The organism is Synechocystis sp. PCC 6714, assembly GCF_000478825.2.
Classification (GTDB): Bacteria; Cyanobacteriota; Cyanobacteriia; order Cyanobacteriales; family Microcystaceae; genus Synechocystis.
Window position 1 is genome coordinate 2,461,487 of sequence record NZ_CP007542.1, and the last position, 22,709, is coordinate 2,484,195.

The window sequence follows — 22,709 nt, forward strand, 5'->3', positions numbered from 1 at the left end:
ATCATTTCCTTGCCAACAAAATTAGAAAAGTGATGGTATCAAAGTTGTTTACTGGAAGCCTAAAATATGTAAGATTTTGAAGAATTGCTTCAATTTTGTAATGGCAATCACTAACAACTGCGTCGGCATTAATTTTTGATCTCGGTTTTTACGCATAGCTAACCCGCCTTAAACAACACCAAGCGGATTAGGATTCCAAGAATTAGGAGTAAGTAGGCCAGAAAAAATGTAATAAAAAAGAAGTTTTTTATCTGTAAATTAGCTGTCCATACACCACTGAGTCCACCTAAAATACCACTGACAATGGAGCCAAAGGGAACTAAAACTATCAGCGTTGGCAAAACAAAAACTCCGGCATAGGCACCCCCATTTACCAGCTCTGGTATGGAAAAAAGAGGTATAAAGGCAATGATTAATGTGCCTAAAAATGAGCCTAAAATGGCTGGCAGTAGTATGAATTTTATTCTTTTTTTAATAATCCCAATTATTAAACCTATGGCGCCTCCCACAATCAAACTGATGCTGAGGGACCAGATAGAGACCGACAACACTTCCAACAAAAGCTGTTCGCCAATGTCCATAATACAAATCAGCTCACAAAAGAGACTTGGGATTTGGGGCTAAGGATAAAAGACGATCGCCGTGATCAATACCGGGCTGTGGTGGGTAATTTGCTAGAATGAACTCGGCAACTGCCTTTGAGCACAGTTTTTACTCTCAGCTTCTCAAGCATTATGGGATATCTAGCTTCCTTTGTTCTGTTGGTGATTTATGTGGGCGGAGTCTGGCGTTTTCTTTCTGGCTATCGCCACACCAACTTCAACCGTAGCTTGACAACCCGCATCTCCCTTGCTCTGCTGTGGCCCGGTTTGTTGTTGGTCAATCCTGCCTACCGTAAAAATTTCCAAAAGGCCCTCAAAGGTCGTTAAAAGGTCGTTTGCCAAGCCCCCTTTCCAAGCTTGGGGAAGTTTACTAGAAATCCCCCAATTGTTGCCATGCCCATCTATTTTTATTGGGGCGAAGACCAATTTACCCTACAGCAGGCCGTTAAACAATTACAGAAACGCTGTTTAGATGCCCAGTGGGAAGCATTCAATTTTGAAAAAATTTCTGGGGAACAGGCCGATGCAACCCAACAGGCCCTGGAACAAGCCCTTACTCCCCCCTTCGGTGGTGGAGATCGCCTGGTGTGGGTGGTGGATTCCACCTTGGGACAAAGTTGTGACGATGGTTTGCTGGCTAGGCTGCAGAAAAGTATTCCCGCTATTCCCCCCGACTGTCATTTACTATTCACTTCCAGCAAAAAACTTGATCGCCGGCTGAAATCAACTAAATATTTAGAAAATAACGCCACCATTAGGGAATTTGCCCTCATTTCTCCCTGGAACACCGAAGCTTTAATTCACCAAATCCAGTCGATCGCCCAGGATCTGCAATTACCCTTAACGCCGGAAACGGAAGGTTTTTTGGCAGAAGCGTTGGGTAATGATACGAGATTAATTTGGAATGAGTTGCGTAAGCTAAAACTCTACAGTCAGAGCCAATCCGGCCCTCTAACGGTGCCCCAGGCCGAAGAGTTGGTCAACACCAGCACCCAAAATAGTTTGCAGTTGGCCCAGGCCATCCGGGACGGGGAAACAGCCCAGGCGTTGCAGTTGGTGGCGGATTTATTACTGACCCATAACGAACCAGCCTTAAAAATTTTGGCTACCCTCACTGGCCAGTTCCGCACTTGGACTTTGATTAAACTTGCCTTGGAAGCTGGGGAAAAAGATGATAAGGCGATCGCCGCCCAGGCGGATCTGAGTAATCCCAAACGTTTATATTTTCTGCGGAAGGAACTACGGGGCATCACCGGGGGGCAATTGCTCAAAACTCTGCCCCTGTTGCTGGAATTGGAATATCAACTCAAACGGGGCGCAGATCCCTGTTCCAGCCTACAAACTAAGGTGATTGAATTATCCTCATTGTTCCAACCTGTCCACCGTCGTCGTTAATATCCCAGCGTTGACAAATGGCCCTATGCTTAAAAATTGTCATTTCTCACACCTTGCCCAATGAAGTCTTCGGCCAAATCTCCTTTGCCCCCCTGGTTGACCATTGTCGGTCGAGTTCCTTTCCTTGCCTGCTTGGCGATCGTGGGATTATTGATCGCCCTAGGCCACAATTTTAGGGAAGTAAGCGACCTGAAGGAAATTGCCTTTGACATTGCCTTTTTAGACTGGCTTCGTCAAGTGATTCCCGAAAAGATGGCCCCTTTTTGGATCAAGGTCTACAAAGGTACTGGGGTGGAACTAACCGCCACCATGATCGCCATCACCCTGGGCTTTCTGGCCTGGAAACGCTATTGGTCGGAGATTAAATATTTAGTGTTTGCCACCCTGGGCATCCTTTTGGTAATTGACCAAGTGTTAAAACCTTTTTTTAACCGTACCCGTCCTTTGCCCCGTCTGGTGGATGTGGATGGTCGGAGTTTCCCCAGTGGCCATGCGGCGGGAGGAGTAGTTTTTTACTTTTACCTTGCCTTTTTGTTAGCTTCCCACTTTCCCCAATATCGTTGGCAAATTTACCTTGGTGCTACCCTTTGGGTGGGTTTCATTGGCATTGCCAGTATGTATTGTCGAGTTCATTGGTTAACGGACATTCTGGCCGGCTATGGAGTGGGCTTCATTTGGTTAACCATCAGTCTATTTTTGCTCAAGCGGGAAAAACCCGACGTCTATCTTTGAAGGTTTAAGGCTTAGTTAAGGATTGAGGACAATTTTAAGAATTCTCACAAAGGGGTTTGACTGGTTCAATTTGCTTCTACAAATAAGGCAGAACCATATCAGCATCAGCAAGGACAAGCATGGGGGAAATTAAACGCATTGGCATTTTGACCAGTGGAGGAGACTGCGCCGGACTAAACGCTGTAATTCGCTCTGTGGTACACCATGCCATTGGCACCTACGGTTGGGAAGTGATCGGCATTCAGGAAGCTACCCAGGGGTTAATGGAAAATCCCCCCAAGGCGATCGCCCTGCACCGGGATAACATTGACCATTTATTAATGATGGGGGGCACTTTTTTGGGCACCACCAATAAGGGCAATCCCTTTGCTTTTCCCATGGCCGACGGCACTGTACGGGACCGCACCGAAGATATTATTGCCGGTTATCGACAATTGAAACTAGATGCATTGATTGGCATTGGCGGGGATGGTAGTTTAGCCATTTTGCGCCGCATTGCCCAACAGGGGGGCATTAACTTGGTGGGTATTCCCAAAACCATTGACAACGATGTGGGGGCAACGGAAATTTCCATTGGTTTCGACACCGCCACCAACATTGCCACCGAAGCCCTCGATCGCCTCCATTTCACCGCCGCTAGCCATAATCGAGTCATGGTACTAGAAGTTATGGGACGGGATGCAGGGCACATTGCCCTGGCGGCTGGCATTGGGGGAGGAGCGGATATTATTCTTATTCCCGAAATTCCCTATCGCATCGAAAGTGTGTGCAATAAAATTCGCCAACGTCAGGCCCAGGGGAAAAACTTTTGCCTCGTGATGGTGTCGGAAGCAGTGCGGACGGAATTGGGCGATCAGGTCAAACAAATTCAACAGTTTGGCGAAGATCGCTATGGGGGCATCGGTAAATACATTGCGGAACAGATTGCCCAGCGTACTGGGGCAGAAACTAGGGTCACTGTGCTGGGACATATCCAACGAGGTGGCATTCCTTCCCCCTTCGATCGCCTATTGGGCAGTGTGTTTGGGGTGGCGGCGGTGGATTTGATTGCGGAAGGTAAATTCGACCACATGGTGGCTTGGCGCAATCGTCAGACTATCAGTGTGCCCATTGAGGACGCCATCCAAACCTATCAAACGGTGGAGTTGGACGGCACCTTGGTAAAAACTGCCCGGGGATTGGGCATTTGCCTCGGCAACGATTAAGTTCCCATCAGTTTTTAGCTGACCCTCTGGGGGCTGTTCCCCCAGTAAACTAGGCCAATTGTAAAGAAATATGGCGGATGTTAAAGCTTAGTTGCAAAAACCGCCGTTTTCCCTCCTTCTTCGCCAGGGGGATGATACCTTGTAAGACGAAAATTTTTTGATAACTTTAGCAAATTTAACCAATAACTAAGGGGTGGGGGTTAAAAATTATGTTTGATCGTCCCAACAAAGATTTAGTCAGCGCAGGTTTGGTTTCCGCCCTGGGGGCAGGCATTGTCACGTCCTTTGCCGTTAATCAGGGGCAAGACCCCTTTGTTGCTTTGATGATCACGGCGATCGCCAGTGTTTGTGGTATGGTGTGTCACCAGTTTGATCTAATTTGATTTTAACTTTGTGCAGTTTGACGTTCTGACCCTGTTCCCCGACTTTTTCACTTCTCCCCTGCAATCTGGTCTCCTCGGTAAAGCCCTAGAAAAGGCGATCGCTAGTGTTAATTTGATTAACCCCAGGGATTTTACCACCGACAAACATCGCCGGGTGGATGACGAACCCTACGGAGGGGGCGTGGGCATGGTCATTAAGCCAGAGCCAATTTTTGCAGCGGTGGAGTCCTTACCAGTACTGCCCAAGCGGGAAGTGATTTTAATGACTCCCCAGGGACGGCCCATGGACCAGGCATTGTTCCGGGAATTAACGGACTACGATCAATTGGTTTTGATTTGTGGCCATTACGAAGGGGTAGACGAACGGGTTTGCCAACTGGTGACGAGGGAAATTTCCCTGGGGGATTTTGTGCTCACCTGTGGTGAAATTCCCGCTTTAACTTTAATTAATGGTGTCACCCGTTTACTCCCTGGCACCGTGGGCAAAGAAGCATCCTTAGTGGCAGAAAGTTTCAGCACCGACCTGTTGGATTATCCCCATTACACCCGCCCCCCAGTGTTTCGGGATTTGGCCGTGCCTCCAGTGTTATTATCCGGCAATCACCAGGCGATCGCCGAGTGGAGACTGGCTCAACAGGAGGAACGAACCCAACAGAGACGACCAGATTTGTGGCAAAAATGGCAAAGTCAACAGTCGGGGACCAATGGTTGATATGCTCCTTTCCGTAAAGGAAAGGGATTCCTAAACCCCACGATTTAGGTCCCTGCTTCGTAGCAATTGCCCCTACTCTCAATTAGTTTTATGGTCTTACGTTTGCGACCCAGATTATCCCCCTAAGCCCTAGGGTTGTTGAGTGTCGATTTTCAACAGAAACACTGTTATAGTCATTTCAAATAATTTCGAGACTGCTTAAGTCTTTACTGACAAGCTTTTCGGTGAATTTGAATGTCTCAGTCTTACTAGAAACGACCATATGGGTTGGTCCAAGGGCGGGACTGCCCATTGCCCTATCCTCTTTTCCCGGTCTGCCGATTTGTCTGAGCCGCTAGTTGTACTGGACTTCGCCCGTTAGGCTGTCTGAATCCATCGTCTCGGGGGGGGTTAGTCACCACCTCCACTCCATCTTGTTAGGCCGTCCTAAAGCACAAGCTTTTAGACCCATTCTTTTGATAAATTTGCTCAAACTCTCCACAATTAAGGCGATCGCCACTTTCAAGCACAGTAATTGGTAGTTGTGGGGCAAACTTTGCTCCTAACCATAATTAAGTTTGAGGATCATTGTTAATTTGACTAAACATGGGGGAAAGATAAGCCACCAACGCCCCCAGGCTAAAGCCCATTAAATTACGGAACAGGGGCAAAAAATCACTGGTGCGGGTAACAACGGGGCCAATGCCAAAGGCGATGACTAGAATTCCCCACAGGGGCGACATAATCAACACCCACTGCCACGCAAAGGTCTGGTTCGGCGATCGGGGAATGGCGGCGAAGCCAAAAATTAATCCCCCCACAATGGAGGTTACTAGGGTTAGAATCCATTGCTCCCTGGGTAATCCGGGCACTACGTTACAGCCGCCTTTGAGCAAACAACCTTTAACTGTTTCGAGAGCCTCAGTGATGGCTAAATTCTCACCATTATCCCGAATATAGTACATATTGCCGAAGCGAGCCTGCATCTCAATCCAAAAGGTACGGGGCATCAACTCATATACCGCATCCCCAATGCTAAAGGCTAGTAAATTGCCCCCCCTAGCATCGGCCACCAATAAAATACTTTTATCGTCTAGGCCCCAAAAAGGAATCACTGCTCGCCCAGGACTACGGTCATATTGGGTTAACACCCGCAATTTCCAACCCGTCTCTACCTCAAAGCTATTCAAATCATCAATTAACTGGGCTTCTTGAATTTCCGGCAAAAAGTTGGCCAAGTCCACCACTGGGGTTTTTTCCGAGGGTAATAATTCAGGATTGTTCACCGCCTGGGCCGGTGCCAGCGGAACCCACCACAGCATTAGGGATAGACTAACCGCAAAAAACCAGACAAAATTTTTGCTGAGACGAGTGGCGGGGGACGGCAAAGGAACGGCCATATAGTTTTTCTTTAAGTTTCTTCACAGTTGTTTACCTTATTTTAAGGTATCGCCCCGGTTAAATTTTCATGCTAGCCGATCTTTTCTGGGCAAAAAAAAGCCCCCTAACAATGAGGCGAGGGGACAGTGAGGAGTTTTAAGCTTGAGACAGATGGATTACCCCAGAAGAGCTTTGGCTTTGGTCAGCACATTATCAACACTGAAGCCAAATTTCTCTAGGCAAACTCCACCGGGCGCCGAAGCACCAAATGTTTCAATACTAACTGTATCTCCTTCCGTGCCGACATACTTATGCCAACCGAAATTGGTGGCGGCTTCTACGGAAAGGCGTTTGGTGACAGCTTTAGGCAACACCGATTCTTTGTAGGCGGCGTCCTGGGCATCAAACAGTTCCCAAGAGGGCATAGAAACTACCCGGACTTTTTCGCCATCGGCGGCCAACTTTTCAGCGGCGGCTACACAAAGTTGCAATTCGGAACCTGTCCCTATCAAGATTAACTCAGGAGCGCCTTCGGAATCAACAATGGTGTAGGCACCTTTGGCCACAGCATCGATGGAAGTTCCAGGTAAATTGGGTACTGCCTGCCGGGTCAGGGACAACAGGGTGGGGGCATGGTCCTTGGCTTTGGCGATCGCCACTTTGTAGGCACCAGAAGTTTCATTGCCATCGGCAGGACGAATAACCGTCAAGTTGGGAATAGCCCGCAGGGAGGCCAACACCTCAATGGGTTGGTGGGTGGGTCCATCTTCCCCTTGGCCAATGGAATCGTGGGTCATGACCCAAATTACCCCTGCCTCAGAAAGGGCAGAAAGGCGGATGGCGGCCCGCATGTAATCGGTGAAGATTAGAAATGTAGCACCGAAGGGCAGTAACCCGGAACCGTGGAGGGCCATACCGTTACAGATGGCTCCCATGGCATGTTCCCGTACCCCAAAGTGGACGTTTCGGTTTTGGTACTGGCCTTTTTGGAAATCCCCGGAGCAGTGAAGTTCGGTCAAGTTGGAGTGGGTCAAATCCGCTGAACCGCCAATTAATTCAGGCAATACGGGGGCCAACGCATTGAGACATTCCTCGGAATATTTTCGCGTGGCTAAACCTTTCTGGTCAGGGGTAAAGCTAGCCAGATTTTTGTCCCAACCTTCCGGTAAGGCCCCGCTCAGTTGCCGTTCAAAGGCCGCTGCTTCAGCAGGATATTTGGTTTTATATTGGGCAAAGGCTTGGTTCCATTCCGCTTCGTAGCTGGCTCCCCGGTCAATGGCTTTGCGGGTATAATCCAACACTTCCTGGGGTACTTCAAAGGGCTCGTAGTCCCAACCCAGGTTTTTGCGGGTGGCGGCCACTTCGTCGGTGCCCAACGCGGCCCCGTGGATGCCGGCGGTATCAGATTTATTGGGCGCACCATAACCAATGATTGTGGTGACTTTGATCATGGAAGGTTTATCGGTTACGGCCTTGGCTTCCTCAATGGCCTTGGCGATCGCTGCCAAATCTGTGTTGCCATCCTTAACATGAAGCACATGCCAACCGTAAGCTTCAAAGCGTTTGCTCACATCTTCGGTGAAGGCCACATCAGTGGAACCATCAATGGAAATATGGTTATCGTCATAAAGGGCGATTAACTTACCCAAACCCCAATGACCAGCAATGGAAGCGGCTTCCCCAGAAATACCTTCCATATTGCAACCATCTCCCAGAATCACATAGGTGTAATGGTCCACAATCGTGGCATCAGGTTTGTTGTAGGTGGCGGCCAAATGAGCTTCTGCTAACGCCAAACCAACACCATTGGCAATGCCTTGACCCAGAGGTCCAGTGGTCACCTCTACCCCAGCGGTGAGGAAATTTTCCGGGTGTCCAGGGGTAGAAGATTCCCATTGACGGAACTGTTTAATGTCTTCGATGGTCACACTGTCATAGCCCATTAAGTAGAGCAGGGCATACTGCAACATGGAGCCATGGCCAGCGGAAAGCACAAAGCGGTCCCGGTTGAACCACTTGGGGTTCTTTGGGTTAAACTTCATGAACTTGTTCCAGAGGGTAAAGGCCATGGGCGCCGCACCCATTGGTAAGCCAGGGTGGCCAGACTTGGCCTTTTCGATGGCATCGATGGCTAAAAAGCGAATGGCATTAATAGAAAGTTCGTCTAAGGACTGGGTAGCAACGACCATAATGTTTGGAAAAATAAACTAACAATAATTGGGTCAATATCCACCGAGGGGCGGCAATGGTAGGGGCCAAGGCAGGCCAAATTGCTACCATCTTCCCACGGTTCGGGAAATTTTTCGGTGGGCTACTGATATTTTTTAAAGGCTAAGGTGACGTTATGGCCACCAAAACCAAAGGAGTTGGATAGGGCCACATCCACCGTTAAAGCTCGACTTCGGCCCGGCACATAATCCAAATCACACTCAGGGTCGGGGTTCTCCAAATTGATGGTGGGGGGAACTTTATCCTCGGCGATCGCCATCACCGTAGCTACTGCTTCAATGCCTCCAGAGCCGCCCAGCAGGTGACCAGTCATGGATTTGGTGGAGCTAACAGCAATGTTATAGGCATGGTTCCCCAACGCTTGTTTAATAGCCCTGGTCTCCGTCACATCGTTAGCAGGAGTACTGGTGCCATGGGCGTTGATATAACTGACCATTTCCGGCCTTAAATCCCCGTCTTTTAAAGCCCAGGCGATCGCCCTAGTGGCCCCCCGACCGTCCGGCACTGGGGCAGTAATGTGATAGGCATCACAGGTCATGGCATAGCCCACCATTTCCCCATAAATCCTTGCCCCCCGAGCTAGGGCAGATTCCAATTCTTCTAGGATCAGAATGCCAGACCCTTCCCCCATCACAAAACCATCCCGGTCCCTATCGAAGGGACGACTGGCATGGAGGGGATCATCATTGCGGAAAGATAAAGCTCGGGCTGAAGCAAAACCCGCATAGCTCAGCGGGGTAATGGCAGCTTCAGTCCCCCCACAGATCATCGCTTTGGCGTAGCCATTTTGCACCAAACGAAACGCATCGCCGATGGCATTAGAGCCCGCCGCACAGGCCGTCACCGTACAGTTATTGGGCCCCTTAGCTCCCAAATTAATGGCCGTTAACCCCGAAGCCATATTGGCGATCATCATCGGAATCATAAACGGACTGCAACGACTAGGACCCTTATCTAAGAGGATAGTCTGCTGGTCTTCCAGCACTTTCAAGCCACCGATGCCGGTGCCAATTAATACCCCCACCTCATCAGCGTTGAGTTCGTTAATCACCAATTTGGCATCATTAATAGCCTGTTGACTGGCACAAACGGCAAAATGGCAAAATCTGTCCATGCGCTTAGCTTCTTTACGGTCAAGAAACTGGGTGGCGTCAAAATCTTTTACTTCCCCTCCAAAACGGCAGGCTTGGTCACTGGCATCGAAACGGGTAATGGGGCCAATGCCATTGCGACCCTCCATTAATCCCTGCCAATAATCTTGGAGAGTATTACCAATGGGGGTGATGGCTCCCAATCCCGTTACAACAACACGTTTCTTTTCCAAATTTGCCATGGTACTTAATAGATAAAATCGGGGAGGGGACTCCCCTGGAGTTCTCCGCAAAGTGACAATGAGGGGCCCAGAGCCATGCCTGTAGGGGCAACCTTGTTGGCTTCAACCCAAAATTAGGGCTAGGCCAAACAGTGGGATAAACCATCTGGGGTTGTGACCCCAAAGGCTTCTTCGGGGGAGTCAGGGCTATGGCCGAAATCTATTTACTTTCGATGTGCTCAACAGCTTTACCCACGGTGTCAATGGTTTCCGCCACTTCATCGGGAATTTCAATATCAAATTCTTCTTCCAGGGCCATGACCAATTCCACTGTATCGAGGGAATCGGCCCCTAGGTCTTCGGCGAAGGTGGCATCGGGGGTTACTTTATCAGGATCCACTTCCAACTGTTCAACGACAATTTTTTTTACTTTTTCAAAAATTTCTTGATTCATTACAATACCTTTAACTATAAGAAGGGAAGAGTTTTGGGGCTGGGCCAAGGGCTAATCGCCAGCAAGACGGGGGACAGCCTAGAGCTGTCGCATAGCCGCTTGATCAGCAATGCGCTCAATTGTTCAGCGTTAACCATCTTAACGGAAAGGTATCCCTTGCACTAGATGCTTCCCTTGTCCATTGGCTAGAAATGTTTCCCAATCAGGGGTCTCTATTCTCCCCAATGGGGCACAATTTTTTCTATGTAACTCAATCGAGCAAGGGCAAAAAGAATGGGGCGCCAATTTGGTTGGTGGGTTTCCCCCAAGCACAGTAATTGTCCTTTGACGCAAACGATACGACCAGGGCTAGGGGAGATTTGTAACGAAGGGTCGATCGCCAAAACTGCGCTTTTCTTCTGGGGAGGAATACAAAATTCATAGCTTTGGGAGCGTTTGCCATCCTCTGGCCCCACCATTCCGTTGACGTCGATGGCCCCCAGGGGAAATTGAATTTTATCCAAGGTATTGGCCACTTTTGCCATCGGTTCTGGGAAGTCAGCGGCGATCGCCAAATCCATGGAGCCATAACTGCCACTAAGGGCATAAGTCCAAAAAGTCAAAACGGCTGGATAAAAATACTTTATTAGCATTAAGTTGAGCTTAATTTTGCCTTTGTTCTCAGTTTTTCACGTATAGCCCTCTGTTTTTTCATTTTCGGGCGTAATTACTTCCAAATACTGACTTTCCAAAAGGAAAATTCCCCGGTCAAATTTCACCCCCCAATAGCCGGCTGGTCTTCGATCCACCACCATTCCCTCAGCGGCGATCGCCAATAAATCCGGGGGACGGAGCATAGGCATAGGATCAGCGGTTTTCAGGTAGGGGGGGCGAGCAATTAAACGAACTAGGGCACCAACAAAGAGATCAGCCATAATTGATTCGGTCTGGGGTCAGGGTCAAGTGGTGGAATAAGCCTGCAGGGAAGGGTATTTTCCCCCGGGAAAAACCAAAGTAATTTAATCAATATTATTTTGCCATTTAGGTAAATCCCCGGTCACCGGACCATGGATGGGTAACAATGGAAAAAATATCAACACAACCACAATTCCCCATTAGAGGACAAGAGTATGGAAGGCAACCTAGAAGTTAGACAACATCTCAATCAAGCCCTGAAACTGCAACTCACCGCCATTAATCAATATTTTCTCCATGCCCGCATGTGCAAGAATTGGGGGCTAAATGACCTTAATCAGTATGAGTACAAGGTGTCTATCAAGGCCATGAAACAGGCCGATAGCCTAATCGAGAGGGTGTTGTTTTTAGAAGGTTTACCCAACTTGCAAAACTTGGAAAAATTGCTCATTGGTGAAACCGTGCCGGAAATTTTGGCCAATGACCTGACCCTTAACCAGGGCATTAGGGGGGATTTAGTCAATAGCATTGCTTTCTTCGAAGCCGAACGGGACTATGTTAGCCGGGATGTGCTGTCGGAAATTCTTGAGGAAACAGAGGAACAAATTGACTGGCTAGAATCCCAGCAATGGCTAATTGCTAATTCTGGACTGGAAAACTATCTCCAATCGATGATGGGAGAATAGGCTCACATTGATCAAAAGACAAGTACAGGCACCGAGAAAGTGAACAAATCAAATCCAGCCTCAGTGCCTGTTTTTTAGTAAAAATATTTGGGGAAAGATTATTTTTTGCCGGCGAAAAATGCCAAATGGTACAGATTGCGGCGCCAGGGATGACACTGAATTTCCTGTACTACGGCTTCCCCTTCCCAGGCAAGATGGGGAATTTTAACTTCGATGGGGGTCTCCTTAACGGTGACACTCCGCAACATGGTGACGGCGGTTTTATGGTCCACCACGAGGGAAATGGATTCTGCACCATTATGGCCGTAGAGAGTAGCGGGGATTAAACCATCCCGACGCAAAGCTCTGGGGTTAACATTTTCGGGGCGTTGTTGACATTCAATGGAAAGGGCCATGGTAATACTCGCAAAAATAATAATCAGGGTTAACAAGGGGAAAGCAATTCTAGGCCACATCAAGCCACTGGATCACCGTTGGCATGCAGTAAGGCCCGCTTTGGCCCGTGGATAGGATCTTCAACAATGATGGTCTGATCCCGACTGGCCCCCAGGGAAACAATGGCGATCGGGACCTCCATCAATTCCGCTAGGAACTTTAGATAGTCCAATGCCTGGGGGGGCAGATCTTCTAGGGTGCGGCATTCTTCCGTGGAACATTGCCAACCGGGAAGGGTTTTATAAATGGGCTGACAGCGGGCAAATTCCGCCGCATTACCAGGGAAATGGTCACAGGTTTTACCGTCTAGCTCGTAGGCGACGCAAACTTTGATTTCCGCTAGTTGGTCTAACACATCTAATTTGGTGATGGCTAAACAGTCCAGCCCATTGATCCGCACGGCATAGCGGCCAATGACCCCATCAAACCAGCCACAGCGTCGACGCCGGCCAGTGGTGGTGCCAAATTCTGCTCCCCGGTCACAGAGATGTTGATTTAATTCCCCATCTAGTTCAGTCGGGAAAGGACCTTCCCCAACCCGGGTAGTATAGGCTTTAGCAACGCCAATGACTCGGTCAATCATGGTGGGGCCAATGCCTGCCCCCACACAGGCTCCCCCTGCAATGGGATTGGAGGAGGTGACGTAGGGATAGGTGCCATGATCTAAATCTAGTAAAGTCCCCTGGGCTCCTTCAAAGAGAATATTTTTCCGTTGATGTATGGCGTCGTAAATTTTTAAGGAACTGTCCACCACGTGGGGCCGCAGACGATCGGCGTAGGTGGTATATTCGGCGATGACCGTTTCCGGGTCTAGGGGGGGCAGGTCGTAGAGTTTATCTAAAACAACGTTTTTATATTCAACGGTCCAAAGCAGTTTTTTGCGGAGAATTTCAGGATTCATCAAATCCACCACCCGAATTCCCATGCGCTCCGACTTATCGGCGTAGGTGGGGCCAATTCCCCGGCCGGTGGTACCAATTTTATGCTCTCCTCTTTTTTCTTCCGATGCTTGGTCTAGCAAACGGTGGAAAGGCATGGTGACATGGGCCGTTTGGGAGATATATAGACGATCAAGGGAAACATCCAGAGCTTCCAATTGGTCGAATTCCTGTAACAGAACTTTGGGGTCAATAACAGTCCCCGAGCCGATAATACATTCTGTGTCCGGATAAAGAATGCCCGAAGGAATCAGGTGGAGCTTAAAAGTCTGATCGTTAACTACAATTGTATGGCCTGCGTTTACTCCCCCCTGGGGCCGCACTACCACATCCGCTGATCGACTCAATAAGTCGGTGATTTTACCTTTTCCCTCGTCGCCCCACTGGGCGCCGATAACAATAACGTTAGCCAAGAGCTTTTATTATAAGAAAGTTCACACAAACTATCACTATTGCACTTTTCGGTTATGGTGTCAACAATGACCAGGCACCTTGTTGCCAAATTGTGATTTTCTCTCCCAAGACGACCCAAAACTGGGCACAAATTCACAAAGTATTGTCTTTCTGGCGATCGCCGAATTCGCTGCCATTGAGCTTCGAGGAACTGCCATTTCTTGGTCAACTCCAATAGTCCAGAAGACGATCCAACTCAGATGTGGTGATGAGGCCGTACCGCCAAAAAATAACTGGCAAATAGGATGGCATTGCTTCAGTTTGTTTCAGTCCCCAGGTGATTTGCTCCGATGACAGTGAAAATTCTCTTTTCAGTAGTCGAATAAGATTTTCGAGCTCCATCATAGATTTCTCCCAGGGAAAGAATTAGTTTCTTCGCCGATAACTCTAGTGACGATGGTCGGTGGATTCAACTTTAATGGCGATCGCCTCGTAGGCGGAGTCGGACTGGAATTGTTGAAACAAGACAAAACTCAACACCAGCAAAGCGCAAACAGCAATCAACATAGGAGTCACTTTGTAAACTTATGTTAATAATCTTACCGACTCTTCTCATAATCTGCAATGGGGAATTTACCGACGTAGCATCATCTTTGTCCAGATAAAAAACCAGACCTGTGGAGGGCCTGGCTTAAAAAGATCTTCAGAAGTCATTTAGTCCGGTTTAATTCATTCAATAGCCGATGCCAACTGAAATTTAACGACAAAGAGCAACTGGTTTTTTATTTCTTTTTCTTGTCCCCGGCATTTTTTTCTTTCATGCCATACTTACGCATAAAGCGGTCAACACGGCCTTCCGTGTCAATAATTTTCTGGGTACCGGTGTAGAAGGGATGGTTGCCAGACCAGATTTCCACATTGATTTCCGGTTTAGTGGAACCAACGGTCATAATCACTTCCCCGTTGCAGGTGATTTTGGCATCGGGGTACCAGGTGGGATGGATGTCAGCTTTGGGCATGGTCAGTCTTAGATAATTCTAAATAAGGTGGTAAATTCCAATCCAATTAACGTTTGGAGTACTGGGGCGCTTTACGGGCTTTGTGAAGACCGTATTTCTTCCGTTCTTTTGCTCGGGGATCCCGGGTCAGATAGCCTTCCGCTTTTAGGGGCTGACGATTTTCGGGAGAAAGTTGACACAGGGCGCGGGCCACACCGAGTTTAACGGCATCGGCTTGGCCGGTTAGGCCACCACCGTGGGCATTGACCAAGATGTTATATTCCCCTTCTAAACCCAAGGTTTCCAAGGGAGCCTTAAGACTTTGAATATAGTTGGCAATGCGGTTGAAATAAATTTCTCCAGGCTTACCGTTTACCACTACTTCTCCCTGGCCGGGCACGAGGCGCACCCTGGCGATCGCCGCTTTACGACGGCCGGTGCCCCAATAGACGACTTTATTGCTGGAATCGTTGGCTTGCATTAGTTAGCTCCTGCGGGAATGGTGTTGATAACAAGGGTTTCCGGTTGTTGGGCCGCGTGGGGATGGCTTGGTCCGGCATAGACTTTCAGCTTAGTGAACAGCTTGCGACCGAGGCTATTTTTGGGTAACATTCCCCGGATAGCACTTTCCACAATCCGCTCAGGTAAACGGCCCTGCAGTTTTTCAAAGGTTTCCTCCTTCATGCCACCGGGACGACCAGAATGGCGGCGGTACAATTTTTGTTCCCGCTTTCTGCCCGTTACTTCCACCTTTTCGGCATTGATAATAACAACGAAATCGCCCGTGTCCATGTGGGGGGTAAAGGTGGGTTTATTTTTCCCCCGGAGGATGGTGGCAACCTCCGTGGCCAGACGGCCCAGCCGTTGGCCCTCCGCGTCAATCACATACCACTTATGGTCGAGGTTATCGATGGTTGGTAATACAGTTTTGTTCATAGTGTTCAAAAATACCGTCGCTTAATAACGAGGAATAATTATTTACCTTAGTGATTCAATTTAATTGGTCTTTGAATTGCCACAGGGGCTGGCCATCAAACCAGAGGGAATCAGGTAAGGGAAAATTTTCATAACCGACCCGGAGCAGGCACAGACCCTTGGCGGGAGCGGCATATTTGACTAGGTCGCGGCGCTGATTAACCCAAATATCATTGAAGTTAGTCAAACTCCGTTGCCCAGAGCCTACTTCCACCAGCATGCCCACCAGCAGACGCACCATGCCATACAGAAAGCCATTGGCTTGGATTTCCAGATAAACCATGGGCCCCTGGCGATAGCACTCCACCTCCTGCACTTCCACCCAGGAATGCTTCCGGGCAGAACCCGCTCGGTGAAAAGCCGCTAGGTGATGCTTCCCTAACAAAGGTTCCATCGCCTTTTTGATGACTTCTTCCCGAAGGGGAAAATGGTAGTAGTGCCAACTGAAGGCATCAGCAAAGAGGTTGGGCCATTGGCCAGTGTAGATGCTATAGCGGTACCGTCGCCAAAGAGCAGAAAAGCGAGCATGCCATTGATTATCCACCGCCACTGAACCTCTGATCAGAATATCCCGGGGCAGATGGCAGTTTAGAACCTTACTCCAACGGGAGGCGGGAATTTGCCCCACAGGGTCATCAAAATGGGCTACCTGGGCCGCTGCATGGACCCCGGTATCAGTTCTACCGGCACCGTGGAGGTTGACAGACTGGCCCACCACCTTGGCGATCGCCAACTCAATCTCCCCTTGGATAGAGGCAAAATTAGGCTGACGCTGCCATCCATGAAAACGAGTGCCCAGATATTGAATCACCAGGGCAACCCTTCGTTTGGCAGTAGATGAAGGAGAAAGCATCAAGACAAACCGTCCAGCTACACCAATTCGATCACAGCCATCTCTGCGTTGTCCCCCCGGCGGCGCAGGGTTCTGATGATGCGGGTATAGCCACCGTCACGGTCTTTATAGCGGGTGGGAGCATCAGCAAACAGAGCATGGACTGTGGGTTTATCGTACATATAGCCCAAAGCCCGGCGACGGGCCGCTAGAGAGCCATCTTTAGCCAAGGTGATCATCCGGTCAACCTCAGACCGCACCGCCTTAGCCCTAGCCTTAGTGGTCTTAATTTGTCCATGGCGGATCAACTCAGTGGTTAAAGCCCTTAGTAGAGCTTTTCTCTGGTCAGCGGGCTTCCCCAACTGAGGCACTCGACATCTGTGTCGCATGGTGACTAAACTCCTAAAAAATAAACAACAGGGGTTATTCTAGGGCGAAAAACAGGAGCCAAACCCGTTAAGCCTTAGCCTTTTCGTGGGGTAGGGTAATACCCAAACGTTTTTGCAGTGCCTCAATGACCTCTTCCGCGGATTTCAGACCAAAATTCTTAATTTCCAGTAGATCCTCCTGGCTATACTCCAGCAGATCCGCCACAGAGTTGATCTGGGCCCGCTTCAAGCAGTTGTAGGCACGAACGGAAAGTTGTAACTCCTCAATGGGAATTTGGCTTTCCGGATTGACCTCATCCTGGTAGTCACTGTGGGCGGTTTCCAGTTCGTTGAGGTCCTTGAGGGGGATAAAAAGATTGGCAATGATATCAGAAGCTTCCGACAGAGCTTCCCTAGGCTGGATGCTGCCATTGGTCCAAATGTCCAAAATTAGACGATCCTTTGGACTCATGCCATCGGCCCGAATATCTTCAACCGTGTAGTTAACCTTGGTCACCGGCATAAACACAGAGTCAATCTGGAGAAAATCCAGGGATGAGTTTTCGTCCTTGCCCCGCTCAATAATGCGGTAGCCAACGCCGCGTTCCACCCGGAACTCCATTTCCAGCTTTGCTCCTTCGGCTAAAGTGGCAATGTATTGATTGGGATCAATAATTTCTATTTCCGAAGGTACTTCAAACTGTCCCGCCGTCACAGTCCCCGGCCCAACCGCCGTTAGGCGTCCAATCTGGGGCTGGTCGGTATAGCTTTTCAGCACAAGTTCCTTCATGTTCAGCATAATTTCCAGTACATCCTCTCGAACCCCTGGAATCGTGGCGAACTCATGGTTAACTCCAGCGATGCGGATAGCCGTTACAGCGGCCCCGGGCAGATTAGATAATAAAACCCGCCGCAAGGCATTCCCCACCGTTGTTCCCTGGCCCCGGTCTAAGGGTTCAAGGGAAAACTTACTGTACTGCTGTTGATTTTTTTTTGTGCTGGATTCCACGCACTCAATTTGAAACTGCGCCACTGACGCGACCTCCCTTATATCTCCGTGTAAATAGCTTGACCGACGCTATCTCAGTCAGAGGAAATTATGATTTGCTCAAAAAAACTGTTAGCAAAAAACCTAACTGTCCTAGACCCGACGGCGTTTGGGGGGACGACAACCATTGTGGGGGATAGGAGTAACATCCCTGATCAAGGTAATTTCCAAACCAGCCCCCTGGAGAGCTCTGATGGCAGTTTCCCGACCAGCGCCGGGGCCGCTCACCATTACTTCCAGTTGTCTCATACCCTGTTCCATCGCCCGACGGGCGGCGGAGTCAGCGGCGGTTTGGGCTGCATAGGGAGTGCCTTTTTTAGCTCCCTTGAAACCGCTCGAACCAGCGGAAGCCCAGGAAATTACGTCACCGCGGATATCGGAAATGGTGACAATGGTGTTGTTGAAAGTGGATTGAATGTGGGCCACACCGCTAGGGACATTCTTTTTGGCCTTTTTGGGCCCAGTTTTTCTGGTAGGACGCGCCATAGTGATTGCTTGAAAGCTTCAATAAACAGGACAGGGATAGGGAGAAGATTATTTCTTCGCGGGGGTCTTCTTCTTACCGGCAACGGTTAAACGACGACCCCGACGGGTACGGGCATTAGTTCTAGTCCGTTGTCCCCGCACAGGCAAGCCCTGACGATGACGACGCCCACGATAGGTGCCGATATCCCCAAGGCGTTTAATATTCATGGCCTCCCAGCGACGGAGATCCCCTTCGATCTCATAATTTTCGTCGATGTAGGTTCTTAATTTGAGCGCATCTTCATCACTGAGATCCTTAACTCTGACATCGGGATTAACCCCGGTGGCGTCCAGAATTTCATGGGAGCGCGACAGACCAATACCATACAGATAAGTGAGGGCGATTTCCACACGCTTATCCCGAGGCAGGTCAACACCAGCTATGCGTGCCACGTTGATTTTCCTCTAAATAAGTTCAATAAATTTATGGAGTAGGGTTTAAGACAAACCGGGATGGTAACCACTGGGAGAACTGCTAACCTTGACGCTGTTTATGCTTGGGGTTAGCGGAACAGATGACCATCACACGACCGCGCCGACGAATAACGCGGCACTTATCACACATTTTCTTAACGGAAGCTCTAACTTTCATGCCTGATTTTCTTTGGCAACACTGCAAGCTCTTAATTATAACAAGTTATCGCGGCGATGTCATGGCAAACCTGAGATTAACTTTTCCCAAATCAAGAATTGTTAACCCTGGGTCAGCGCCACCGTCAAATTAATGATTACTTTTTATTTTTAAGGCGATAGGTAATGCGGCCTTTGGTGAGATCGTAGGGAGTTAATTCCACCTTGACCCGATCGCCGGGGAGAATTTTGATGTAATTGCGGCGAATTTTGCCGGAGATGTGGGCTAGAACATTAAATCCATTGTCGAGATCTACCCTAAACATGGCATTGGGCAATGATTCCATCACCGTGCCCTCCATCTCAATTAAATCTTGTTTAGACAAGCGGTTAATAACCTCCTAAAAATAAAACAGAACAGACAGGAAAAAAGTGCCGTTTTTCATCATAACAAATCTAGGTTGATCCATTGTCCAACCTATGCTTATCTTGACATTTTTGCTCAGGGCTTGACTAGTTTTTGCAGAGTTGCGCTGATAACTTCCACCGCTTGGTCTCCATCGAGAGAATAGAGTTTGCCCTGTTCTTGGAAGTAGGCGATTAATGGGGTAGTTTGTTCGGTGTATACCAAAAGCCGGTGGCGGATAGTGGCCTCATTGTCATCGGCCCGCCCCCGGGCCAATAGCCGCTCAACAATTACTTCATCGGGCACTTTTAAATTAATCACCCAATGGGTGCGGTGCCCAATATTTACCAATAATTCGTCCAAAAAAATCGCCTGGTTGACGTTGCGGGGAAAGCCGTCCAAAATCCAACCATTTTTCGTATCGCTGTAACCTAACCGTTCTTCAATTAGGCCCAGGATTAGTTGATCGGGCACCAATTCTCCCCTGTCCATATAGCCCTTGGCCTGATTCCCTAACTCCGTACCATCGGCGATCGCCTGACGGAGCATATCCCCGGTGGAAATGTGGGGAATGGCCAGAGTCTCCGCCAAACCCACCGCCTGGGTACCTTTACCAGAGCCGGGGGCCCCCAGAAAAATTAAACCTTTAGCCATAGCCATAATCCGTAAAAACTCCAAAAATTAATCAAAAAAAGACGGTCAAGGAAACAGCTTTGTAAGCTTTCCCTAACCGCAGTGTTTAATAAGACTGATTGATGCAACTCTGCCCGTAAAAAATAGGGGCCATTAGGGTTGTTTAATCATTCCTTCATAGCGTTGGGAAATAACATAGGTTTGGATCTGCTTTGCCGTGTCAATGGCTACCCCCACCAAAATCAGCAGGGATGTGGCCCCCAAACCTTGGAAAGTGGTCACCCCGGTGGCCTGTTCCACAAAGATAGGCAGAGTGGCCACAAAGCTGAGGAAAATTGCCCCCAGAAAAGTGAGACGATTGAGCACCCCTTCCAGATATTGCTCTGTTTTTTTGCCGGGACGAATGCCAGGAATACTAGAGCCCATCTTTTTCAAGTTTTTCGATACGTCCTCCGGATTAACAATCAGGCTGGCGTAGAAATAACTAAAAAAGAAGATCATCAGGGAATAAACCACTGTGTAGATCCAAGTGCCAGGACGCAGGGCATTGGAAATTTGGATTAAGATTTCCCCAAATCCCCCCAATCCCTCATTGCCCGTGGCAAATCCTGCCAAGGAAGAGGGCAAAATCAGCACTGCGGAGGCAAAAATGATCGGCATTACCCCCCCTTGGTTCAAGCGCAGGGGTAGATAACTGGTGCGTTCCCGATAGAGCTTTTTCCCCACCTGACGACGGGCGGAAATAATCGGAATCCGACGGGTACCTTCCTGAACAAAAACAATCCCCACAATCATGACGAGGAAAACTAGCATCAACAGCACCACCGCTGTGATGGACTGTCTGCCCCCCGATTGGGCATATTCTATGGTTTGGCCGAGGGTTTGGGGCAGAGTGGCCACAATGTTGACGAAAATCAACAGGGAAGCGCCGTTGCCAATACCTCGTTCTGTGATCAACTCGGAAATCCACATTACAAACATGGAGCCGGCGGTGATGGCCAAAACCGTTTGAAAAATAAATAGGGGACCATAATCATTGGCGTAGGGCCGCAGTAAACCAACAGTTAGACCCAAGCCCTGGATAATGCACCAACCAAAGGCGATGTAACGGCTGTATTGGGAAATTTTCCGCCGTCCTGCCTCCCCTTCATTTTTTTGTAAATCTTCCAGCGCCGGAATTGCCGCCGTCAGCAACTGCATGATGATGGAAGCATTGATGTAGGGCAGAATCCCCAGGGCGAAAATACCCACGGTGGATAGACCACCCCCAGTAAAAATATTTAAAAAGCCAATAACAGAGTTATCGTTGATGGCCTGACTAAAAGCCTGGCGATCAATGTCCGGAACCGGGATAAAAATTCCCACTCGGACTAGAATTAGTAGCCCAATAGTAATAAGCAGCCGACCACGAAGGCCAGCCGCTTGGGCCATCTGCAGGAAGGTTTCCTGGGCAGAGGGGGCTTTATCTCGACTTACGACCATTTATTTATACCTGAGTAAAAGTGCGAGGGATGAAGCAAAACGATGAATTAACCTATTATCTCCTTCTCCCAGGCCATGGGGAAGGATTTTGGTTGCCATTGTTAAGCCTGAGCCACCACACTGCCGCCGGCCGCTTCAATTTTGGCTTGGGCTGCCTTGGTACAGGGGGCATGGACGGTCAGGGCGACGGCTAATTCTCCGTTGCCCAAAACTTTCAAGGGGCCGTCATTGCTGGTGACAATGCCCGCTTCCATTAGGCTTTCCAGGGTGACCACTGTGTTGGGAGCTAAGCCGGCTAGCTTACCAACGTTGACCACCGTAAAATGCTTCGGATTATAGAGGGGAAAATGCTTTAACTTAGGCAGACGACGGTAGAGGGGCATTTGCCCCCCTTCAAAGCCTGCTTTAGTGCCGGTGCCGGAACGGGATTTTTGTCCCCGCATACCAAAACCACAGCTAGCGCCTTGCCCTGCCGCAATACCCCGACCAACACGGCGACGGCGTTTCTTCGCACCGTCTTTGGGAGAGAGTTCGCTCAAATTCATGGCTAATGTCTAAAAAATTAAGTTCACAGGATGAAATGGGAGCCCAAAAACTTAGGGCTTGGGAGTTTTAAGTGTAAAGATGCTCGACGGAAACTCCCCGTTCTTCCGCTACTTCCGAAAAAGTACGCAAAGTTTCCAGGGCATTGATGGCGGCCCGGGCATTGTTGAGGGGGTTATTGGAGCCAAGTTGTTTGGCCAAAATATTCTTAACCCCGGCTAGTTCAAGCACTGTACGGACAGCACCACCGGCAATTACCCCAGTACCGGGAGCGGCGGGACGAACCACCACTTTGGCTCCTCCGGATACCCCATTGGTGATGTGGGTAATGGAGTTGGATTTAGTTAAGGGCACTTCAATCAGTTGTTTTTTGCCATCGGCCACCCCTTTACGGACGGCACCGATTACGTCTCCAGCTTTACCTACCCCCACGCCGACCTGACCGGTTTCGTTACCGACTACCACGATCGCCCGGAAGCTAAGTTTCTTACCGCCTTTGACCACTTTACTGACCCGACGGATTTGAATAACCCGTTCTTGCCAGTTGGTGTCTTCTTTTTTTTCTCGGCTGGTTTTACGACGCTTTGCCATAGTAATTTC

The 22,709-nt window shown here is 49.1% G+C and carries 31 protein-coding genes; 7 read left to right on the plus strand and 24 right to left on the minus strand.

Annotated features, from left to right (window positions below; all coding sequences use genetic code 11):
• Positions 1-158 precede the first annotated feature (158 nt).
• Positions 159-581, minus strand: a complete 423-nt coding sequence (locus D082_RS11240; protein WP_028947584.1) for a hypothetical protein — start codon at positions 579-581, stop codon at positions 159-161.
• Between the two features lie 153 nt (positions 582-734).
• Here D082_RS11240 and D082_RS11245 point away from each other — a divergent pair, with 153 nt between their 5' ends.
• The 6 genes from D082_RS11245 (at position 735) to trmD (ending at position 5,029) form a co-directional block, all read left to right on the plus strand.
• Entirely contained in the window at positions 735-929 is a 195-nt protein-coding gene (locus D082_RS11245) for a hypothetical protein (RefSeq protein WP_028947583.1), read from the plus strand.
• Positions 930-995: 66 nt separating this feature from the next.
• Positions 996-1,997 carry a DNA polymerase III subunit delta gene (holA, locus tag D082_RS11250; protein ID WP_028947582.1) on the plus strand — a complete coding sequence of 334 codons (1,002 nt, stop codon included), beginning with the start codon at positions 996-998 and terminating at the stop codon, positions 1,995-1,997.
• Between the two features lie 60 nt (positions 1,998-2,057).
• Positions 2,058-2,729 carry a phosphatase PAP2 family protein gene (locus D082_RS11255; protein WP_028947581.1) on the plus strand — a complete coding sequence of 224 codons (672 nt, stop codon included), beginning with the start codon at positions 2,058-2,060 and terminating at the stop codon, positions 2,727-2,729.
• 119 nt (positions 2,730-2,848) lie between these two features.
• Complete coding sequence (locus D082_RS11260; protein ID WP_028947580.1) at positions 2,849-3,934, plus strand: ATP-dependent 6-phosphofructokinase; 1,086 nt, start codon at positions 2,849-2,851, stop codon at positions 3,932-3,934.
• Positions 3,935-4,143: 209 nt separating this feature from the next.
• Entirely contained in the window at positions 4,144-4,317 is a 174-nt protein-coding gene (locus D082_RS18755) for a hypothetical protein (RefSeq protein WP_193386661.1), read from the plus strand.
• Positions 4,318-4,327: 10 nt separating this feature from the next.
• On the plus strand, positions 4,328-5,029 hold the full coding sequence (trmD, locus tag D082_RS11265; RefSeq protein WP_028947579.1) for a tRNA (guanosine(37)-N1)-methyltransferase TrmD: 702 nt from the start codon (positions 4,328-4,330) through the stop codon (positions 5,027-5,029).
• A gap of 551 nt (positions 5,030-5,580) precedes the next feature.
• On the opposite strand, the gene D082_RS11270 is transcribed toward trmD, so the two are convergent.
• The 6 genes from D082_RS11270 to sipA all read right to left on the minus strand — a co-directional run bounded on the left by D082_RS11270 (position 5,581) and on the right by sipA (position 11,297).
• Entirely contained in the window at positions 5,581-6,408 is an 828-nt protein-coding gene (locus D082_RS11270; RefSeq protein WP_028947578.1) for a hypothetical protein, read from the minus strand.
• Positions 6,409-6,564: 156 nt separating this feature from the next.
• Positions 6,565-8,577: a transketolase gene (gene tkt, locus D082_RS11275; RefSeq protein WP_028947577.1), complete on the minus strand. Its 2,013-nt coding sequence runs from the start codon at positions 8,575-8,577 to the stop codon at positions 6,565-6,567.
• 122 nt (positions 8,578-8,699) lie between these two features.
• Positions 8,700-9,950 carry a beta-ketoacyl-ACP synthase II gene (fabF, locus tag D082_RS11280; RefSeq protein WP_028947576.1) on the minus strand — a complete coding sequence of 417 codons (1,251 nt, stop codon included), beginning with the start codon at positions 9,948-9,950 and terminating at the stop codon, positions 8,700-8,702.
• Between the two features lie 199 nt (positions 9,951-10,149).
• Positions 10,150-10,383, minus strand: coding sequence for an acyl carrier protein (gene acpP / locus D082_RS11285; RefSeq protein WP_010871942.1), 234 nt, complete (start codon positions 10,381-10,383; stop codon positions 10,150-10,152).
• 212 nt (positions 10,384-10,595) lie between these two features.
• A complete protein-coding gene (locus D082_RS11290) occupies positions 10,596-10,985 on the minus strand; it encodes a hypothetical protein (RefSeq protein ID WP_238546709.1) in 390 nt (129 codons plus the stop codon).
• Positions 10,986-11,051: 66 nt separating this feature from the next.
• Positions 11,052-11,297, minus strand: a complete 246-nt coding sequence (sipA, locus tag D082_RS11295; RefSeq protein ID WP_028947574.1) for a regulatory protein SipA — start codon at positions 11,295-11,297, stop codon at positions 11,052-11,054.
• Positions 11,298-11,492: 195 nt separating this feature from the next.
• Here sipA and bfr point away from each other — a divergent pair, with 195 nt between their 5' ends.
• On the plus strand, positions 11,493-11,963 hold the full coding sequence (gene bfr / locus D082_RS11300) for a bacterioferritin (RefSeq protein WP_028947573.1): 471 nt from the start codon (positions 11,493-11,495) through the stop codon (positions 11,961-11,963).
• 98 nt (positions 11,964-12,061) lie between these two features.
• Here bfr and rplY read toward each other — a convergent pair whose 3' ends face one another.
• The 17 genes from rplY to rpsE form a co-directional block, all read right to left on the minus strand.
• A complete protein-coding gene (gene rplY, locus D082_RS11305) occupies positions 12,062-12,358 on the minus strand; it encodes a 50S ribosomal protein L25 (protein ID WP_028947572.1) in 297 nt (98 codons plus the stop codon).
• Positions 12,359-12,417: 59 nt separating this feature from the next.
• A complete protein-coding gene (locus D082_RS11310; RefSeq protein WP_028947571.1) occupies positions 12,418-13,749 on the minus strand; it encodes an adenylosuccinate synthase in 1,332 nt (443 codons plus the stop codon).
• Positions 13,750-13,954: 205 nt separating this feature from the next.
• The gene (locus tag D082_RS17770; protein WP_071880802.1) at positions 13,955-14,134 is read right to left on the minus strand and encodes a DUF2949 domain-containing protein; all 180 of its coding nucleotides are present in this window, start codon (positions 14,132-14,134) and stop codon (positions 13,955-13,957) included.
• A 377-nt stretch (positions 14,135-14,511) separates the two neighbouring features.
• Positions 14,512-14,748 (minus strand): 50S ribosomal protein L31, encoded by a 237-nt coding sequence (gene rpmE, locus D082_RS11315; protein WP_028947570.1) that lies wholly within the window; start codon positions 14,746-14,748, stop codon positions 14,512-14,514.
• Between the two features lie 46 nt (positions 14,749-14,794).
• Positions 14,795-15,208, minus strand: a complete 414-nt coding sequence (rpsI, locus tag D082_RS11320) for a 30S ribosomal protein S9 (RefSeq protein WP_028947569.1) — start codon at positions 15,206-15,208, stop codon at positions 14,795-14,797.
• Positions 15,208-15,663, minus strand: a complete 456-nt coding sequence (rplM, locus tag D082_RS11325) for a 50S ribosomal protein L13 (RefSeq protein ID WP_028947568.1) — start codon at positions 15,661-15,663, stop codon at positions 15,208-15,210. The genes rpsI and rplM overlap by 1 nt, the downstream gene beginning before the upstream one ends.
• A gap of 55 nt (positions 15,664-15,718) precedes the next feature.
• On the minus strand, positions 15,719-16,555 hold the full coding sequence (gene truA, locus D082_RS11330; RefSeq protein WP_028947567.1) for a tRNA pseudouridine(38-40) synthase TruA: 837 nt from the start codon (positions 16,553-16,555) through the stop codon (positions 15,719-15,721).
• Between the two features lie 17 nt (positions 16,556-16,572).
• The gene (rplQ, locus tag D082_RS11335) at positions 16,573-16,923 is read right to left on the minus strand and encodes a 50S ribosomal protein L17 (protein ID WP_028947566.1); all 351 of its coding nucleotides are present in this window, start codon (positions 16,921-16,923) and stop codon (positions 16,573-16,575) included.
• Positions 16,924-16,990: 67 nt separating this feature from the next.
• Positions 16,991-17,935, minus strand: a complete 945-nt coding sequence (locus D082_RS11340) for a DNA-directed RNA polymerase subunit alpha (protein WP_028947565.1) — start codon at positions 17,933-17,935, stop codon at positions 16,991-16,993.
• Between the two features lie 108 nt (positions 17,936-18,043).
• Positions 18,044-18,436 carry a 30S ribosomal protein S11 gene (rpsK, locus tag D082_RS11345; RefSeq protein ID WP_010871956.1) on the minus strand — a complete coding sequence of 131 codons (393 nt, stop codon included), beginning with the start codon at positions 18,434-18,436 and terminating at the stop codon, positions 18,044-18,046.
• A gap of 48 nt (positions 18,437-18,484) precedes the next feature.
• Positions 18,485-18,868: a 30S ribosomal protein S13 gene (rpsM, locus tag D082_RS11350; protein ID WP_028947564.1), complete on the minus strand. Its 384-nt coding sequence runs from the start codon at positions 18,866-18,868 to the stop codon at positions 18,485-18,487.
• An 82-nt stretch (positions 18,869-18,950) separates the two neighbouring features.
• A complete protein-coding gene (rpmJ, locus tag D082_RS17775) occupies positions 18,951-19,067 on the minus strand; it encodes a 50S ribosomal protein L36 (protein ID WP_010871958.1) in 117 nt (38 codons plus the stop codon).
• 136 nt (positions 19,068-19,203) lie between these two features.
• Positions 19,204-19,431, minus strand: a complete 228-nt coding sequence (infA, locus tag D082_RS11355) for a translation initiation factor IF-1 (RefSeq protein ID WP_010871959.1) — start codon at positions 19,429-19,431, stop codon at positions 19,204-19,206.
• Positions 19,432-19,547: 116 nt separating this feature from the next.
• Positions 19,548-20,111 (minus strand): adenylate kinase, encoded by a 564-nt coding sequence (locus D082_RS11360; RefSeq protein WP_028947563.1) that lies wholly within the window; start codon positions 20,109-20,111, stop codon positions 19,548-19,550.
• A 126-nt stretch (positions 20,112-20,237) separates the two neighbouring features.
• A complete protein-coding gene (gene secY / locus D082_RS11365) occupies positions 20,238-21,566 on the minus strand; it encodes a preprotein translocase subunit SecY (protein ID WP_028947562.1) in 1,329 nt (442 codons plus the stop codon).
• Positions 21,567-21,667: 101 nt separating this feature from the next.
• Positions 21,668-22,111: a 50S ribosomal protein L15 gene (gene rplO / locus D082_RS11370; protein ID WP_028947561.1), complete on the minus strand. Its 444-nt coding sequence runs from the start codon at positions 22,109-22,111 to the stop codon at positions 21,668-21,670.
• A 67-nt stretch (positions 22,112-22,178) separates the two neighbouring features.
• Positions 22,179-22,700: a 30S ribosomal protein S5 gene (gene rpsE / locus D082_RS11375; RefSeq protein WP_010871963.1), complete on the minus strand. Its 522-nt coding sequence runs from the start codon at positions 22,698-22,700 to the stop codon at positions 22,179-22,181.
• Between the last annotated feature and the right edge of the window lie 9 nt (positions 22,701-22,709).

What these genes read in the sequence shown, in the direction of transcription:
- D082_RS11240 (WP_028947584.1), bottom strand. Translation starts at nt 581, where the DNA reads ATGGACATTGGCGAACAGCTTTTGTTGGAAGTGTTGTCGGTCTCTATC.
- D082_RS11245 (WP_028947583.1), top strand. Translation starts at nt 735, where the DNA reads ATGGGATATCTAGCTTCCTTTGTTCTGTTGGTGATTTATGTGGGCGGA.
- holA (WP_028947582.1), top strand. Translation starts at nt 996, where the DNA reads ATGCCCATCTATTTTTATTGGGGCGAAGACCAATTTACCCTACAGCAG.
- D082_RS11255 (WP_028947581.1), top strand. Translation starts at nt 2,058, where the DNA reads ATGAAGTCTTCGGCCAAATCTCCTTTGCCCCCCTGGTTGACCATTGTC.
- D082_RS11260 (WP_028947580.1), top strand. Translation starts at nt 2,849, where the DNA reads ATGGGGGAAATTAAACGCATTGGCATTTTGACCAGTGGAGGAGACTGC.
- D082_RS18755 (WP_193386661.1), top strand. Translation starts at nt 4,144, where the DNA reads ATGTTTGATCGTCCCAACAAAGATTTAGTCAGCGCAGGTTTGGTTTCC.
- D082_RS11270 (WP_028947578.1), bottom strand. Translation starts at nt 6,408, where the DNA reads ATGGCCGTTCCTTTGCCGTCCCCCGCCACTCGTCTCAGCAAAAATTTT.
- tkt (WP_028947577.1), bottom strand. Translation starts at nt 8,577, where the DNA reads ATGGTCGTTGCTACCCAGTCCTTAGACGAACTTTCTATTAATGCCATT.
- fabF (WP_028947576.1), bottom strand. Translation starts at nt 9,950, where the DNA reads ATGGCAAATTTGGAAAAGAAACGTGTTGTTGTAACGGGATTGGGAGCC.
- acpP (WP_010871942.1), bottom strand. Translation starts at nt 10,383, where the DNA reads ATGAATCAAGAAATTTTTGAAAAAGTAAAAAAAATTGTCGTTGAACAG.
- sipA (WP_028947574.1), bottom strand. Translation starts at nt 11,297, where the DNA reads ATGGCTGATCTCTTTGTTGGTGCCCTAGTTCGTTTAATTGCTCGCCCC.
- bfr (WP_028947573.1), top strand. Translation starts at nt 11,493, where the DNA reads ATGGAAGGCAACCTAGAAGTTAGACAACATCTCAATCAAGCCCTGAAA.
- rplY (WP_028947572.1), bottom strand. Translation starts at nt 12,358, where the DNA reads ATGGCCCTTTCCATTGAATGTCAACAACGCCCCGAAAATGTTAACCCC.
- D082_RS17770 (WP_071880802.1), bottom strand. Translation starts at nt 14,134, where the DNA reads ATGATGGAGCTCGAAAATCTTATTCGACTACTGAAAAGAGAATTTTCA.
- rpmE (WP_028947570.1), bottom strand. Translation starts at nt 14,748, where the DNA reads ATGCCCAAAGCTGACATCCATCCCACCTGGTACCCCGATGCCAAAATC.
- rpsI (WP_028947569.1), bottom strand. Translation starts at nt 15,208, where the DNA reads ATGCAAGCCAACGATTCCAGCAATAAAGTCGTCTATTGGGGCACCGGC.
- rplM (WP_028947568.1), bottom strand. Translation starts at nt 15,663, where the DNA reads ATGAACAAAACTGTATTACCAACCATCGATAACCTCGACCATAAGTGG.
- truA (WP_028947567.1), bottom strand. Translation starts at nt 16,555, where the DNA reads ATGCTTTCTCCTTCATCTACTGCCAAACGAAGGGTTGCCCTGGTGATT.
- rplQ (WP_028947566.1), bottom strand. Translation starts at nt 16,923, where the DNA reads ATGCGACACAGATGTCGAGTGCCTCAGTTGGGGAAGCCCGCTGACCAG.
- rpsK (WP_010871956.1), bottom strand. Translation starts at nt 18,436, where the DNA reads ATGGCGCGTCCTACCAGAAAAACTGGGCCCAAAAAGGCCAAAAAGAAT.
- rpmJ (WP_010871958.1), bottom strand. Translation starts at nt 19,067, where the DNA reads ATGAAAGTTAGAGCTTCCGTTAAGAAAATGTGTGATAAGTGCCGCGTT.
- D082_RS11360 (WP_028947563.1), bottom strand. Translation starts at nt 20,111, where the DNA reads ATGGCTATGGCTAAAGGTTTAATTTTTCTGGGGGCCCCCGGCTCTGGT.
- secY (WP_028947562.1), bottom strand. Translation starts at nt 21,566, where the DNA reads ATGGTCGTAAGTCGAGATAAAGCCCCCTCTGCCCAGGAAACCTTCCTG.
- rplO (WP_028947561.1), bottom strand. Translation starts at nt 22,111, where the DNA reads ATGAATTTGAGCGAACTCTCTCCCAAAGACGGTGCGAAGAAACGCCGT.
- rpsE (WP_010871963.1), bottom strand. Translation starts at nt 22,700, where the DNA reads ATGGCAAAGCGTCGTAAAACCAGCCGAGAAAAAAAAGAAGACACCAAC.